13 protein-coding genes are annotated in these 14,788 nt (G+C 44.9%); 2 read left to right on the plus strand and 11 right to left on the minus strand.

The genetic code is table 11. The annotated features are described in order from the left end of the window. Window positions 1–329: 329 nt before the first annotated feature. The 5 genes from V6984_RS14005 to V6984_RS14025 form a co-directional block, all read right to left on the minus strand. On the minus strand, window positions 330–1,712 hold the full coding sequence (locus V6984_RS14005; protein ID WP_342756235.1) for a HAMP domain-containing sensor histidine kinase: 1,383 nt from the start codon (window positions 1,710–1,712) through the stop codon (window positions 330–332). A 4-nt stretch (window positions 1,713–1,716) separates the two neighbouring features. Then, a complete protein-coding gene (locus V6984_RS14010) occupies window positions 1,717–2,418 on the minus strand; it encodes a response regulator transcription factor (RefSeq protein WP_342756236.1) in 702 nt (233 codons plus the stop codon). A 23-nt stretch (window positions 2,419–2,441) separates the two neighbouring features. Next, window positions 2,442–2,651, minus strand: a complete 210-nt coding sequence (copZ, locus tag V6984_RS14015; RefSeq protein ID WP_342756237.1) for a copper chaperone CopZ — start codon at window positions 2,649–2,651, stop codon at window positions 2,442–2,444. Between the two features lie 63 nt (window positions 2,652–2,714). Next, entirely contained in the window at window positions 2,715–3,440 is a 726-nt protein-coding gene (locus V6984_RS14020; RefSeq protein WP_342756238.1) for a hypothetical protein, read from the minus strand. 1 nt (window position 3,441) lies between these two features. Beyond that, window positions 3,442–5,928 (minus strand): heavy metal translocating P-type ATPase, encoded by a 2,487-nt coding sequence (locus V6984_RS14025; protein ID WP_342756239.1) that lies wholly within the window; start codon window positions 5,926–5,928, stop codon window positions 3,442–3,444. Window positions 5,929–6,219: 291 nt separating this feature from the next. On the opposite strand from V6984_RS14025, the gene V6984_RS14030 reads away from it, so the two are divergent. After that, window positions 6,220–6,564, plus strand: coding sequence for a helix-turn-helix domain-containing protein (locus V6984_RS14030; protein ID WP_342756240.1), 345 nt, complete (start codon window positions 6,220–6,222; stop codon window positions 6,562–6,564). Window positions 6,565–6,593: 29 nt separating this feature from the next. Here the strand turns inward: V6984_RS14030 and V6984_RS14035 are convergent, their stop codons facing one another. Together V6984_RS14035 and V6984_RS14040 are read right to left on the minus strand one after the other, a co-directional pair. Continuing rightward, entirely contained in the window at window positions 6,594–7,223 is a 630-nt protein-coding gene (locus V6984_RS14035; RefSeq protein ID WP_342756241.1) for a DUF2318 domain-containing protein, read from the minus strand. Between the two features lie 216 nt (window positions 7,224–7,439). After that, window positions 7,440–9,293, minus strand: coding sequence for a sulfite exporter TauE/SafE family protein (locus V6984_RS14040; protein ID WP_342756242.1), 1,854 nt, complete (start codon window positions 9,291–9,293; stop codon window positions 7,440–7,442). A gap of 187 nt (window positions 9,294–9,480) precedes the next feature. Between V6984_RS14040 and V6984_RS14045 the strand changes: the two genes are divergently transcribed. After that, window positions 9,481–10,104: a TetR/AcrR family transcriptional regulator gene (locus V6984_RS14045; protein WP_342756243.1), complete on the plus strand. Its 624-nt coding sequence runs from the start codon at window positions 9,481–9,483 to the stop codon at window positions 10,102–10,104. Window positions 10,105–10,300: 196 nt separating this feature from the next. Here the strand turns inward: V6984_RS14045 and V6984_RS14050 are convergent, their stop codons facing one another. The 4 genes from V6984_RS14050 to V6984_RS14065 all read right to left on the minus strand — a co-directional run bounded on the left by V6984_RS14050 (window position 10,301) and on the right by V6984_RS14065 (window position 14,771). Beyond that, complete coding sequence (locus tag V6984_RS14050; protein WP_342756244.1) at window positions 10,301–12,076, minus strand: oleate hydratase; 1,776 nt, start codon at window positions 12,074–12,076, stop codon at window positions 10,301–10,303. Between the two features lie 133 nt (window positions 12,077–12,209). Beyond that, complete coding sequence (locus tag V6984_RS14055; protein ID WP_342756245.1) at window positions 12,210–12,791, minus strand: TetR/AcrR family transcriptional regulator; 582 nt, start codon at window positions 12,789–12,791, stop codon at window positions 12,210–12,212. Window positions 12,792–12,821: 30 nt separating this feature from the next. Continuing rightward, window positions 12,822–13,991, minus strand: coding sequence for a rhodanese-like domain-containing protein (locus tag V6984_RS14060; protein WP_342760013.1), 1,170 nt, complete (start codon window positions 13,989–13,991; stop codon window positions 12,822–12,824). An 18-nt stretch (window positions 13,992–14,009) separates the two neighbouring features. Next, window positions 14,010–14,771 carry a tRNA threonylcarbamoyladenosine dehydratase gene (locus tag V6984_RS14065; protein WP_342756246.1) on the minus strand — a complete coding sequence of 254 codons (762 nt, stop codon included), beginning with the start codon at window positions 14,769–14,771 and terminating at the stop codon, window positions 14,010–14,012. Window positions 14,772–14,788 lie beyond the last annotated feature (17 nt).

Raw genomic sequence — 14,788 nt, forward strand, 5'->3', positions numbered from 1 at the left:
TCTCCTTCTCCCTTTCGTTTCGGCGCAAAAAAAGAAGCATATATACGCTCGTACCTGCTTCCCATCCTTCGGCGCTTCTAAGCGATGCCGCACGATTGAAATCAATTCCTATCAATTCTATAGGTTTAGTATATTATTGATCATTTATATTGTCAACACTTTTTATGAAATTAAATTTTATATATTTTATGGAAAAAATCCACCTTGATTTTTGTGTAATAAGAGTACTTTTCTTATTATCGTTAGGGTGTCAAAAGGTACTTTTGACGCTCTAATCCTATTACAAAAAAAATCTGCCTTCGCAGATTTTTTACATGCCGTATGCACTTTTATTTTTTTGGAATAGTCACCGTAAAACAGCTTCCTTCATTCACCTTACTGCTTACAGTTATCGTACCGCCATGAGCTGCAACGATAGATTTGGCAATAGTCAGGCCGATTCCTGCGCCGCCCGTTTTGCGGCTGCGTGACTTGTCTGTCCGGTAAAATCGTTCGAAAATGAGAGCCAGCTCCTTCTCCGGAATCCCGATGCCGTTATCCTTCACCCGAATACAGCCCTCTCCCGGAGCATCCGACACTTGTATGGAAATACTTCCGCCCTCCGGCGTATATTTAACGGCGTTGGATAAGAGGTTTATCATCACTTGAAGCATTCTGCTTCTATCCGCAGATATCACAGAGGATTCTCCCCCTACAGACATGGTAAGTTCCTTCTTTGCTCCTTCCGCCTCCAATGTTTCGAAGGCCGCCTTAGCAATTTCCAGTAGGTCTGTCTGCTGCTTTTGCAGCTTCAGGTTATCTCCCTCCACCTTGGCCAGGCGCCCCAGATCTGCAACCAGATTACCAAGGCGAAGTATCTCCTCATGACAGCCGGAAAGCCGTTCCGGCGTAGGCTCCCATACTCCTTCCAGCATTGCCTCCAGATGGGATCCTACTGCGGTAAGAGGAGTACGAAGCTCATGGGCGATATCCGTAGTCAGTCTCTTTCTCAGATTCTCCTGTTCATTTAACGCATCTGCAAGCTGGTTGATAGCGGTTACCAAATCGTTAAGCTCTCTGGTATTCGTCTCGCTTTCAAAGCGGATATCGTAGTTTCCTTCTGAAATCTCCTTGGCGATATAGGCGGTCTTCGTCACAGGCCTCGCTATCCGGCGAGCCATCAGACTTCCCACCACAATAGAAAAAAATCCTGCCAGAGCGCCGATTATGAGCAGGAGGATATTTAGTGTCTTAATGAAGCGGAAGTCATTCTCGCTGAAAAAGAAAGGTCCGTAATAGGTAACGGAAACAGAGCCCACCTTCTCCCCGCCCTGTTCGATATCATAGGTATGGGATACAAAGCCTCCGTCCTTCTTCAGCTTCTCCATTCGTGCAGAAATCTCATCCATAACCTGCCAGCATTTGGACATGTCATGATTCTCCGCATCCCAAAGCAGCTTTCCGTCCACATCATAAATTTTTAAAATATAGCTTTCATATAAAGCATACATACCTATGGTATGCAGGAAGTCCTGATTCCAACTGCGCGTGAGCCCATTGTACTGGGCACCCAGATCGCTTACGATATTCTCGCTTCGTACCTGCTCCTGCCTGGCGATGTAGTCCTCGAACTCCTGGTTGATGAACCAATTGGAAAATACACTGGTGAGCGCCACAGTAACCAACACGATCAGCAGTATGGATAAAGACAGCTGGGTTCTTAAACTCCGCATAATTCTAATCGCCTCCAAATTTGTAGCCCAGTCCGTGAACGGTCAGGACATATACCGGCTTTTTCGGGTCATCCTCGATCTTCTGGCGCAGGTTTTTGACATGACTGTCGATAGCCCTGTCATAGCCCTCGAACTCGCTGCCCAATGCAATTCCAATGAGTTCTTCTCTGGTAAATACCTTCCCGGGATATTTGATGAGGGCCGACAATATTTTGATTTCATTGGGCGTCAGGCTGACTGTATGTCCCGACTTCTGAAAAAAATTTTTTTCAAAATCCACAATGAAATCGCCGTTATGAAACGAATTTCTCACGTTTAACGGCATAAGGTCATTCTGCGTCCTTCGCAAAATGGCCTCCATGCGCGCATATAATTCCTTTAAGCTGAAAGGCTTGGTGATATAATCGTCAGCGCCGATTTCCAAGCCATACAGCAAATCATTCTCTTCCGCCTTGGCAGTAAGCATCAGGACCGGTACTCTCGACTTCCTTCGTATCGCCCTGCAGACCTCCTCGCCCGAAATATCGGGCAGCATCAAATCCAAAACTACCAGCGTAATATTCTCCCTATCGAATATCTCGAGGGCCTTCCCGCCGCTCTCGGCGGGAAATACATGAAAGCCCTTGCTCTCCAAAAGTGCGGAAATCACCTCGAGTATCTTAGGTTCATCGTCTACAACCAATATATTTTTGCTCGCGCCCGGCATAACAGCTCCATTTCTCAAATCGATTATGCGACTACATCGTAGCCCTGGTCTTCGATTTCTGCTTTAATTTCATCTACGGACACCTTGGAAGCATCGAATTCTACCGCTACCGTCTTGCCTTCCAAATCCACAACTACACCGGATACACCCGGCAAAGCGCCTACCGCGCCGTTAACAGCCTTTACGCAATGCTCGCAGGACATACCATCCACATTCAAAATCACTTTTTCCATCTTGGAAAACCTCCTATTTGTTTACTTCAGTACATTTTTAGTTCGTTTATTTTCAGTTTGCTTTTATTCATTTAAGTCAAAGGGTTTTAAAAATTTGTACACTTCTACCATCTTCCCGTTTTCTTCGACCTTTACCGTAGCATACGCCCAGCCTTCCACTTTTTCAGGAGAAACGCCTGCCTCTATCAGCGCCTCGGGATCCAATACGAATACAATATCCTTATCCTGAACATCGCCCGTTACCGTATTCGTATCCATATCCTTCGCCCACTCGAACATATTTCCTCCATCCAGCTTCACACCGAAGTGGTCCATGGCGGAATGATAGTTTATTCTGTCTCTATGCTGATCCACGATCCTCTCATAGGCAGCAAGGGGAGTAGCCGCTGCGCCTTCCTTAACGTTCCCGTCCTCGAACTTCACTCCGGCCAGTAGCTTATCTCCGGACAAGGTATAATTGTCCGGCAGCTTTCCTGCATCCAGTCCCGCATCGAGAAAAGGCTGTACATCGAATTCAAGCATTGCATCGTAGAGAGGACTCCTGCTGTAATCTCCGCTCCATATAAAACGTACCGTATCATCCGGTGCTTCCAGACTATAGCCGCTGTTCTCATCATCTATTTTAACACGCTCCGGTATCTTTTGCAAAACCTCTGCAAAAGAAGTGCTGGAGCCCTTTCCGATCACATCCAGACTGCTGTCTGCCGTGTTAACAAGAACGAGCAGGAAGGCCGCTACAACCACCACAGCAACCGCTGCTGCAATAATAATTTTTACATTTTTCTTCATATTAATTCACTTCTCCTTTCACCGTAACCGGCTTGAATCGCTTTAATCGCAAGGCATTAGTCAATACGGAAACTGAGCTTAAGCTCATGGCCGCTGCTGCAAAAATCGGGTTAAGTAGCGGACCGCCGAACAAGTAGAGTAAGCCGGCGGCAACCGGAATACCGATTACGTTATAACCAAAGGCCCAGAAAAGATTTTCCTTTATATTTAAAATTGTCTTTTTACTCAAATGAATTGCAGTAGGAACATCCATAAGATCGGAGCGCATGAGCACGATATCTGCGCTTTCCATCGCCACGTCCGTACCGGAGCCGATCGCAATACCAATGTCCGCCTGAGCTAATGCCGGAGCATCATTGATTCCGTCACCTACCATAGCAACCTTACGCCCCATTTCCTGAAGCTTCTTCACCTCGCTGGCCTTATCCTGAGGAAGTACCTCCGCAAGGACGCGGTCAATACCTACCTGACGGGCGATGGCTGCAGCGGTTCTCTTGTTGTCGCCGGTAATCATCGCTACCTCGATGCCCATTTTATGAAGGCTGTCAATGGCTGCCCTGCTGCTTTGCTTTACTACGTCCGCCACGGCGATAATACCTGCTAATTCACCGTCAAGCGCTATATACATCGGAGTCTTGCCTTCCTCAGCCAGACGGTCGGAAACAGATTCGAAATCCTTTAAGTCTATATTTTTTTCCTCCATCAGCTTACGGTTGCCTGCCAAAACGGTCTGGCCACTTATCAGTGCCTCGATGCCGCGCCCCGTAATAGACGTAAAGTTATCCACTTTAAGAATATCATACCCTTTTGCTTCTGCCTTGGACACAATCGCTTGCCCAAGAGGATGCTCGGAGCTTTTTTCCGCCGAAGCTGCGATTTGAAGAAGCTGCTCTTCTTTCGTTCCCGCCGCCGCCAGTATATCCGTAACGGTGGGCTTTCCTTCCGTAATCGTACCCGTCTTATCGAATACGATGGTATTGATTTTATGAGCGATTTCCAACGCTTCGCCGCCCTTTATCAAAATACCGTTCTCCGCACCCTTTCCCGTGCCGACCATAATGGCCGTCGGTGTCGCAAGACCCAGCGCACAAGGGCACGCAATTACCAGCACCGAAATGAAAATGGTCAGCGCAAACTTCACATCTCCGCCCGTTCCAAAGAACCATGCCGTTCCTGCCAGAAGGGCAATGAGGCAGACTACCGGCACGAAATAGCCGGATACAATATCCGCCATCTGAGCGATGGGCGCCTTTGATCCCTGCGCATCCTCCACCAGCTTGATGATCTGTGCCAGCACCGTATTGCTTCCGACCTTTTCCGCACGGAAGCGAATGGTTCCGGTTGTGTTGATGGATGCGGCATAGACCTCATCGTTCGCCTTTTTATCAACCGGCATACTCTCGCCGGTAAGCATCGATTCATCAATTGCTGTGTTACCCTCGATTACCGTTCCGTCAACAGGTATCTTCGCACCGGGCTTTACAACAATGATGTCTCCTACTTCCACTTCATCGATCGGTATTTCCTTTTCTACGCCATTATGAATAATAATCGCCGTCTTGGGAGCCAGCCCCATCAGCTTCTTAATGGCCTCTCCGGTACGTCCCTTGGATACCGCTTCCAACGATTTTCCAAGAAGAATCAGGGTTATGATGACCCCTGCTGTCTCGAAATAGAGGGACTCTACCGCATGCGAATTTCCTTTTGCAATCAGAAATACATTATAAGCGCTGTAAATAACTGCAGATGTAGTTCCTACCGCGATAAGAGAGTCCATATTCGGACTTCTCTGCCAGAGAGCCTTAAATCCTATCACATAAAATTTGTAACCCACGCCGATGACCGGAGCGACCAGTATGATTTGCAGCATCGCATAAATCAAAGGAAACTGCATGGGGTTCAGCGCTGCAGGAAATGGAAGGCGCACGAACTGAATCATGGGAGCCATCGCTATATATAACAGCGGAAGAGAAAACACTGCAGAAACGATGAACTTCGTCCAAAGAGTACGTATCTCCTTCTGCTTTCGTATTCTGTCCTCGTCGGCCGCATCCGCCTTATTCACTTCCAAAGCCTGATATCCGGCTTTTTCAATAGCTTCACGAATAGCGGAAAGCCGTACCTGATGGGGAAAATAGGACACAGAAGCTTTTTCGGTGGCATAGTTTACCGATACGCTTTCTATACCCTCCAGCTTTCCAACTGCCTTTTCCACTCTCTTTGCGCAGGCTGCGCAGGACATCCCTCCAATAGGGATTGTTACATTCTGGCTGGCGGCTTTTTCCACCACCTCATAGCCTATTTTCGTCACTCTGTTCTTAATGTCATCCAGTTCGATCAAAGCGTTGTCATACTCAACAAACAACTTCTCGCTGGCAAGATTTACATTCGCCTGACCGATGCCGTCCAGCTTGCGGACAGTTTTTTCAATTCTCCCGGCACAAGCCGCACAGGTCATGCCACGTATGTCTAATACTCGACTTTCCATCTTGTATTTATCTCCTTTCTATATCCATATCTGCATATCTTAGACTTTTGACTATTACAAAGCCCATAATTATCATGCATTTGCAGGATTACCATTTGGCAGTTGCTTTTATCATAATTTCATTTTAACGCAAATAATTCTTTTTGCAACTACGCACTTTATTGTATAATAGTACCTAAAAAGGTACTGTAATGTTTTTTTCAGCTTTCCGGCACTTGACCTTTGTTTGCCGGCGTTGTATCATAATTCAAATAATTGTTTATATTTAAATAATAAAGGAGGTATGCTGTTATGGTTTATAATTGTCCCGTAGAAATTACCCTTAAAATGATTGGGGGAAAATATAAAGCTCTTATTCTCTGGCATTTGATCGATTCCACGCTTCGCTTTGGGGAACTGCGTAAACTTATTCCGCAGGCTACGCCTAAAATGCTCACCCAGCAGCTTCGGGAATTGGAGGAAGACGATTTGATATGCCGCAAGGTATATCCGGTTGTGCCTCCTAAAGTGGAATATTCCCTTACCGAACTGGGTATGAGCATTCGCCCTATTTTACTGGCCATGTATGGCTGGGGCTCCGATTATCTTAAAAACAACGGTATTGAGGTAAACTGTTCCATGCACATTCAACCTTAATCTTTTGTAAAAAAAGTGAAATATTATTCTTATTTCCAGTTAGCGAATATTTGCTCTGATTCTTGCAAAAAGCTGTACGATATAGTAATGGAGTCATCCGTTACCGTTTTGTTTTCATCGAAAATCGGCCATGGGTTGCATCCGCCGGCTTCTACTTCCACTTGCTCCATCGGGAACTGATTACCGCAGTTTTGGCATACCAGCTTGTCACCATCCTGCTTATAATAGCCTCTGCCGGAATTGTAACATATCTGACAAGTATTAAAAGCCGTACGGATGCTTCCGTCAGAGGCCTTGACCGCTATGATCTCCATGTCGATTCCGTCCACCGTAACCGGGTAAAAAGAAGCTTCCTCCGTAATATCTGACACGGGAATGATCAAATCCTCACCCGTCGATGCTTCCGTTTCTTCAGACTGCGAAGTGCTTTCTTCTACAGCCTGCGGAGTACTTTCTTCTACAGACTGCTGCGCTTTTGCCGTTTCGGTTTCAGAAACCGCATTATTTTTCTGTCCGCAAGCCGCCAATAAAAGTGTGGGTAAAAGTATCAAAACTATACATGCTGCACCTTTTCTGAATTTCTTTTCTTTTTTTTCTTCCGTTATTTCATTATTTTTTCTGTTGGATTTCATAGCTACTTTCCTGTTAAATGAAAACATTCTCTTTTCTCCTTTTGACTTCTTATTTTGTCATTTTAAAGTTGTCTCGTCATCGCCTTGCTTTTTATTGCGTCCTACCAGAAGTATCCCGATTAAAATCGCTGCTGCCGGTACGATACAGTGCCAGTGGCTCAATAATAAATCCATGCTGTCAACTCCTTTCTACCGTGGTATCTATTCGTAACAGTTCAGTCATCAGAGCTGCTACATCTATTCTCATTGACAACATGATGCACCCGCCGCCTGCGTAAAGTATTCCTGCGGATACACAAGCGTCTCGTAAGAAGAGACCTCCGCCTTTACAGCTTCCAGATCAATATTATCCAGACTGTCCACTACCTTTATATATCCAAAGAACTGATTGCTTCCGTCATAGAACTCGAAATCCGCCGAAGGCAAAAAGTACAAGGAATTCTCACCCTTTGCTAATGAAAGCTGGGCGTAATATGCCGGAGCAATTATTTGATCCAATCCCTGTCCGCTCGCGGACTGATTGTCAATGTTCCATAATACATTCATGCCTGTCTGAACAATTGCAACTGCCGGCTGAAAACCGTCGTCCGTCAAAGTTATGGTTATTTGCTGCATATCGTTGCCTGAGTCGTCTATTATGGGCTCCGCTATGACAATATTTTCTACAGGTATCACATAGTCGGAGACTTCCGGCTCAGGGGCGGGCGGAGTACTGTCAAAAGCGATGGGTTCCGAAGAATCATCATCCCCTCCCTCCACAACAGTAATGGTACCGCGGATCATCCCCATCCAGCAGGTATACTGGAAGGTTCCCGTTTCTTCAGGGGTAAATTCTATAATGTTTTCACCCTCTGTAAATTTGTGCTGAATACCATATTCCCGAATATATATTTCGTTGTTGCATCCGTTGATACTGCCCTGTGGTGCGTCAATAACCCATTTTACCGGCATCCCTGCCTGAACAGTGATATCGGGATACCTGCCGGAGGAAAGCGTACTGTTTACTACCTGCTCTCCATCCTCTGTTTTCTCGCCCACGACGTCTGTTTGTTCGCTGCCGCCTTCCTTGGCAAAGGACAAGGGCTGATAAATTCCCGCCAGATTCACACCTTGGGAAAACATGGACAAACCTAACACCACCACCAGCACCGCTCCGGCAGGCATTATCTTATTAGTGAACTTTTTGCCAAGTGCCGTTCCTACCGCACCAAGTCCGAACATCAAAGGTACGGTTCCCATGCTGAACAAGAACATCGACATCGCTCCCGCAAAAGCGTTTCCGGTGGAAAGGGCATAAATCTGCATCGCCTGCAAAGGACCGCAAGGCATTAATCCGTTTAAAAGACCTACAATAAGAGGACTTTTACTTTTTCCCTTTTCCGCATTGATTTTTCGGGCAAATACCCTGGGCATTCTCGGATTGAGTCTGCGAAGCCATGGAAAAATTCCCAGCATATTGATTCCCATAATTACCATGAAGACTCCAGCCGCCAGCTTCAAGGCTCCCTGCATCGTATTGGAAAAAGTAAACACCGATCCCAGTGCTCCGACAATAAATCCTACTATTGTATATGAGATTACTCGTCCGAAATTATATAAAAATGCCGGTCTGAGAAAAGCGAAACGACTGCTTTCCTCTTCAAGAGGCCTCCCCGGAATACACTGAGACAGATTAATGCCGCCGCACATGGCCACACAGTGCACAGATGTAATCAGGCCTATAACAAAAAGCATCCCATATCCCATATTTGCTTCCGCGAGCTGGCTTGGAACGAGCATATTCAAAAGACCAAACTGCTGTATGAAAATATAGAGGGAAAAAATTATAAGAAGCAGCCCTACTGTGCGGCTGTTTCCCGATGCCCCCTTATCATTTCCCATCAACACCTCATAATCCAGTCGTTCAATTACTGAAATAATATCTTTTAAAGAAATAATGTCCGTATCATATGTGACGTCGGCAGTCCCTGCATTATAACTTACCGTAGCGGATTGTATGCCTGCGGTATTTCGCAGTTTTTTTTCGATTTTATTCTGACAGTTAACACAAGTCATGCCGCCGATTCGCAATGTTTTGGATTTTATACCTGATTTCATTTGGCGTCCTCCTTTTAATCTTATGGCATGAGTATATGAAACAAATTTGTAGAAGTTATGGAGATAGAAAATTTTAATATAAATAAAAAATTATTGAACAAAGGTCATTAATTTATTGACATCATTTGAAGCGAGCATTATAATTATTAATGACTTAAAGTCAATAATATTTTGTGAGGTGAATTCTATGGCTCGTCCTGCAAAAAAATCATCTGAACAGTGGACACAAGAAATCATAAATGCGGCCCAAAATCTTTTTACTGCCAATGGTTATGATGAAACTTCCATAAGTGACATAATGGATGCCGTAAAAGGTGCGAAGGGTACATTTTATCAATTTTTTGAAAGTAAAGAATTGTTATTGGAAACGCTTGTTGAAAAATGGGCAGATGATTATGAAAAAGCTATCATTGAGATACTGGACAGTGCTAATAGCACTTTTGTTGATAAGTTTTCAAAAATGATGGACTTAATTAAACAAATGTCAAGTAAGACATTGGGAATGGAAGCATTTTTTCACCCCTCAAACGGTGTTATGATTTATAAACTGACAAAAAGAATAGCCACCGTTATAACTCCTTATTTGGAAGAAGTTTTAAAAATGGGAATGGAAGAAGATTTGTTTTCTTTGGATGATCCGCATTTTTATGCAAGCTTTATTATAAGCGGAGCATTAGGCTCATTGAGTTCAGGTGCAGAGGCCCCTATCGATAACATACCGGGGAATCTCCAGTTACTGCCTGAAATAACGGCTAATATCCTGGGAATTGACAAAGGCGTACTGCTCTATAGCAAGGAGACCACAAGATGATAAATAATGAATTCGATAGTTGCCCGTGTCCAAAAGTCAAATGCAAAAATCATTCTGATTGTAAGCTGTGTATTGTGCGGCATTCCAGAAAAAAATCAAAACCATACTGCATGAGAGAGCGCAGAGATAACGCCGTCAAAAAAGAAAAAAACAGCGCTGTCGATAAATAAAATCAAAGCCGCTGTTTTTCTCTTTATCAAATCACATGATATTCCTTCAATAACTTTTCTATATCCGTGCCTCCAATTTTTTTAAGTACTTCTTTAACTACTATCTTTTCCACAAATCCCAGCTTCATGTCGGTGGCTTTTTTGCCGTCGCGAAGCTGCACAGTAGCATTTAACAGATCCCGGACATCGTATACGCTTCCCCATACCTCAGGTACGCCGCGATCGATATCCAACAAAGTATAAACTGCCTCCATTCCGGTACGGATAGAATACTCAGTGGTAAAGATGGTATCACGCTTCGTTTCCGCAAACTGTCCGAGAAAGGCAAAGTTAACGGCTCCCTGCGGAACTACGTCCGGTCTGTCTCCATATGCGCGGGGCATGAAGAACGCAGTGATATACGGCATCATACAGGGCACGGTGTTTGCGCTGTTTTCAGCAATATCCTCAATTTCACTTTCGGGCACACCGATATGGTACAGCCACTCCATACATATTTCTTTGCCGGTGCAATCCCGCATGGGTTTCTTCACATAATCGCCGGGCTGATCGGAAAATAAACCGTACACCCAGACGAGGAGCTGATCCTTAGGCTGATTACGAAACTGGGGCTGACGGTTAATGGTCCAGCTCAAGAGCCATGAGGAATCCTTTACGGTGACAATACCTCCGGTAACCACTTTGCCTGAGAAGGGGTCTCGCTTACAAATATTCTGAATATAAGGAACGACGCGCTGGTCGAGGGTATTGACAGTAGCACTCATCCAGTTGGACTGCTCAGGATCATAACAAAATTTGTCAGGATGGCCGAAAGACTTGTCTTGAGCCGCAATCTTACGCCACATATCCCATCCGCCGCCGGCTTTGATCTCGGACTGAAAGATTGCCGGTGTATTCTGGTCACCGATGGTGGAGTTCTCCACACAGCCGCCGTTAGTGATAAATACGAGATCGTTTTCAGTAAGATCTATGCTTTCTTCCTTGCCGTCTCTAATTACCTCTATACTCGCAGCCTGCTTTTTACTCCCGGCACAGTTAAATTTCACATTTACAACCTTGACACCGTAGTGAAACTGTACGCCAAAGCCTTCCAAATATTTTACCATAGGAAGAATCATGGATTCATACTGGTTGTACTTGGTAAAACGCAGAGCCTTAAAGTCTGGCAGACCACCAATATGATGGATAAAGCGCTGAATATAGAGCTTCATCTCCAGGGCGCTGTGCCAGTTTTCAAAGGCAAACATAGTACGCCAATACATCCAGAAATTAGAATCCAGCACTTCGTCGTCGAACACATCGGTAATGCGCTTATCCTGAAGTTCTTCATTCGCCGTGAAAAACAACTTCATGATCTCCATGGCGCCCTTATCCGAAATATCGAATTTCCCTTCGGTATGGGCATCCTCTCCGCGGTTTAGCGTAGCCCGGCAAAGGGAATAATTAGGGTCTGCTTTATTCAGCCAGTAGTATTCATCCAGAACGGATATCCCCTCTGTTTCAATGGATGGAATGGAACGGAACAAGTCCCACATACACTCGAAATGGTTGTCCATCTCCCGGCCGCCTCGCATGACATAACCGACATTTTCATACTGATAACCGTCGCAAGCGCCGCCGGGAATAGGGTCTTTCTCCAGAACATGGACATGCTTTCCTGCCATCTGTCCGTCTCTGACAAGAAAGCAGGCTGCTGCAAGGGCTGCAAGACCGCTGCCAACAATATACGCCGATTTCCCGTCGACTCCCTCCGGCTTCAGCGGGCGGGCGAACGCTTCATAATTACCACTTGAATAATACATGATCATAACCTCCTATATGTTTTATTTCCTTTTGATAGTTATATGCTAACAATTCTTTTTCAATCTCACAATAAACAGAAATCCCTCCGTGATAAGATTTTTATCACAGAGGGATCATTTGTAAAAAGTTTTATCATTTTTCAGACTTTGATGCATTTTTGTCCGTACGGTAGCTTTCCAGGGCGGAAGAAATATTTCCATGTACGAGAGTCGCCAAACGGTCGATAATGGTCTGCGGCCCCTCCCGCATATCTTTTTTGATCCAATCTAACATAAGGCCAACAAATGCAAATTTATAGAAATCGGCGATAAATTTCTTATCCTCATCCCGAACAGCCATCCCGTCAGCCTTTTCTTCCACAACGCCAATCATCAAATCATAGGTCAGTCTGTATAAATAGATTTCCACCTGCTCTCTGCTGACGGAGTGATAAACATTCATAATAAACGGCTTGTTGGCTAAGACAGCTTCAAAAATCTGCAAAAAGCCCTGCTGCCAAGTGTCATAGGTCTTCTTCCCTTCCAATGCCTTAGCAGCATCCTCCACGCAGGACCACTCCACAAGGTCGTAAATATCCTTAAAATGATAGTAAAAGGTCATGCGGTTTATACCGCAGTCCTCAGCAATGTCGTTAATCGTAATTTTATCCAAAGGCTTCTTCAAAAGCAGGTTTTTAAGCGATGCTTCCAGAGCCCGTTTCGTCGTTTGCGACATGAGGCAGCTCCTTTCCTGAGACAGTAACCGTTATTCCTCTATTTTATCATAATTTTCCAAGAAATTGTGGACAATGCCGTTTTCTTTATATGCAACGATCGTACTTAGGTTTACATTTTCCATACTTTTAAAAATATTACCCTCTACATATGGATTTACTTTCTTAAGCTGCTTAATCAGCTCCTTGATTTCCATTCGCTTCGAGCCCATGCTTCCGTCGCTTCGACAGGTGGTACAATTGTCCGTAAAGCGGCAGGCGCATTGAATGAAGTGCAGATTATTATAATCTCTCCAGTGCTTAATGTCATCCTCGCGAATGAGATACATCGGACGTATCAGCTCCATGCCTTCGAAGTTGGTACTGTGAAGCTTCGGCATCATAGTCTGCACCTGACCGCCGTACAGCATTCCCATCAATATCGTCTCTATGACATCGTCATAGTGATGTCCCAAAGCAATTTTATTGCAGCCTAGCTCCTTCGCCTTGCTGTAAAGATAACCTCTGCGCATTCTCGCACAAAGATAGCAGGGGGATTTCTCCACTTCATAGACGGATTCAAAAATATTCGTTTCAAAAACGGTAACAGGCACCTTTAACAATCCGGCGTTGTTCTCGATCACTTTACGATTCGTCTCATTGTATCCCGGGTCCATAACAAGAAATACCAGCTCAAAGGGAAATTTATTATGCCTCTTCAACTCCTGAAACAGCTTAGCCATAAGCATGGAGTCTTTGCCTCCGGATATACATACGGCAATTTTATCGCCTTCTTTTACGAGCTCATAGGTGTTTATTGCTTTGGCAAATCTGGAAAAAAGCGCTTTGTGGAATTTCTTTTTAATGCTTTTTTCAATTTCTTCACATCTGACTTCCTCCGCACCTTCTCTGTCCGCTTCTTTTTCTAAAGAGGACAGAAGCCATGCGCCGTAGCCGCTTTGAAGGTTGTACGCTTCAAAGCCGCGTGCATTCAGAAGACCTGCTGCGTCTGCGCTGATAACTCCCTTTCCGCAGTATAATATAATCTTTTTATCCTTCGGCAGCTCATAATCTCCCTGTTCTATCTGACTCATACCGATATTTACCGCTCCCGGTATATAGCCGTGTCCAAAGGATATTTCATCCCTGACGTCAATCAACACATACTCTTGCTTCTCCATTTCTTCCAGCTGTGCGATTGTGATATCTAATCCTTGTCCCATATTAATAATCATGCCTTTCTAAGCTTCCATCCCGCATATATCTTTTATGACTTCTCCCGCAAGGATTAACCCGGCTACAGAAGGCACGAAAGCTACGCTTCCCGGAATATCCCGCCTTTCCGTGCATTTATGGGCTGCTCCGGGAGGACAGATACACTGAGTCCTGCAGCTGATCGCCATATCTTCTATTGGCCGTACGGGCTTTTCCTTGGAATAAACTACTTTCAGCCGTCCGATTCCTCTTTTTTTCAGTTCCCGTCTCATTACTTTGGCAAGGGGACACATGGATGTATTATAGATATCATCCACCTCGAATTTCGTCGCATCCAGTTTGTTCCCTGCTCCCATACAGCTTATAATCGGAATCCCCGACTCGTTGGCACGAACCACAAGGTCAAGCTTGGCCGTCACGGTATCCACAGCGTCGATTACGTACGAATAAGACGTGAAATCGAAGTCACCGGCATTCTCCGGAAGATAAAAACATTTATGTACATTTACTTCCGCCTTCGGATTGATTTCCAATATGCGCGCCTTCATCACGTCCACCTTATATTGTCCTACCGTCTTATAGGTTGCAATAAGCTGTCTGTTCAGGTTGGTAAGACAAACCTTGTCATCATCAATTAAGTCGAAGCTCTTTATGCCGCTTCGAACCAGGGCCTCCACTGCAAAGCCTCCGACTCCTCCAATACCGAATATGGCAACCCTGGCATTTTGCAGCTTATTCATCGCCTCTTCGCCCAATAATAATTGTGTTCTTGAAAATTGATTTAACATTCTATTTATCTACTTTC

The sequence above is a fragment of the Kineothrix sp. IPX-CK genome, assembly GCF_039134705.1.
In the GTDB taxonomy this organism is placed as follows: Bacteria; Bacillota; Clostridia; order Lachnospirales; family Lachnospiraceae; genus Kineothrix; species Kineothrix sedimenti.